Annotated in this window: 1 protein-coding gene; it reads left to right on the top strand. The window is 53.2% G+C overall.

Annotated elements, in window-relative coordinates:
* Positions 1-1364 (top strand): fimbrillin family protein (locus N5O98_RS27145; protein ID WP_269496247.1); only part of this gene is annotated, 1364 nt, incomplete at its 5' end.
* Positions 1365-1494 lie beyond the last annotated feature (130 nt).

Here is a 1494-nt window from a genome sequence, read left to right as displayed (position 1 = left end):
GCGTCACTTCCGTGGCACTCAAGACGGGCGATGCGGTAAAGGAATACACCGTAACGGCTTCTACCGATTTCAAGAGTGCCACACTCTCACGCGAGAACGACCCGCACTACTGGACCAGCCGCGACCCGATTACCGTATCGGCATGGTGGCCCTTCGATAATGCCGACATCACCCAGATGCCTGCCGTGAAGGTGGCTGAAGACCAGAGCCAATTGGCTGACTTCCAGAACAGCGACTTCATCTCTGCCGAAAACCAGACGGTGAAATTTGACGACCCGACACTTGAATTTACCCACCGCACGGCACGCGTGGCAATCGATCTGAAGCCCGGCACGGGATTCACGAGCGTCGCCGGTGCCACGGTGAGCCTCGTAAGCCTGTCTGCCGATAACGGCAACCCGACCGCCATCAAGACTTACAATGCAAGCGGCAACACCTACGAGGCACTGACCGCCCCGCAGACCGTTGCGGCAGGCAAGCAGTTCATCCGGGTGGAACTCGGCAGCGGCACCTTCTACTTCCGTCCGCAGAACAACGTCGTGTTGGCAGCAGGCAGTCGCTATAAATATACCGTTAAGGTGAACGCCACTGGCCTGACATTAGATGGCTGCACTATCGGTGACTGGGCTGACGGTGGCAGCGAGAGCGGTGAGGCTGAGGATTTGGGTTATTCTATACAGAACGACGGCAGTTACACGGTCTATAACGCCGACGGCTTGCTGGCATGGAACAAAGCCGTACAAAAAGATGAATCGATAAATTGCACCCTCACCGCCGACATCGACCTGACGGGTAGGGAATGGACACGGATAGGCACATGGCCAGGCTACTCCGGCGTCTTTAATGGGCAGGGACACCGCATTACGGGATTAAACTTTTCAGCAGAGACTACTGAACTTTTTGGATTATTAAATGAACGTGGAGTGATAAAGAACTTACAACTCATAGATGTGAATCTGTATGGCAATAGTGGATCAGCAGCTGGAATAGTGGAGCAAAATAATGGCCAAATCATTGCCTGCTCTGTGACGGGAAAAATTTCTGCATATGGTAGAACTTGTGGTATAGCCGATTTAAATTATGGCAGAATCACCGCTTGCTGGTTCGACGGCACATTGAAAGAGTATGAATCCGGAGCTATAGTGCGTTATAACTACAAAATTATAACTTCCTGTTATTGGGGAGGCAATGTCGGGCAAGGAGTATTCCATAATCATGGAGAAAAGGTAGATGCCACGAAGGTGGACGGCGCGACAGTGAAATGGCAGACAGCCGTCGACGGCATGAACACCGCCCTCACCGCTGGCGACTACCAGTGGGTACTCGGCACCGACGGTCTGCCCGTATTGCAAAAGAAACAATAACGAACCCTAAACAACACGCATCATGAAACGAACAATCATCCATACATCTGCAGCCATAGCCCTGCTGCTCGGCATTGCCGCCTGCACGCAGGACGAAGCGGGCTTCCTGCCGGAAGGGGCGGAAGGCACA

Origin of the sequence: Bacteroides sp. LFL-34 (assembly GCF_027257075.1) — a bacterium.
Lineage (GTDB): Bacteria > Bacteroidota > Bacteroidia > Bacteroidales > Bacteroidaceae > Bacteroides > Bacteroides ovatus.
Note: the sequence above shows the minus strand (reverse complement) of the source record. Positions and strands in the feature narration are given on the sequence as shown.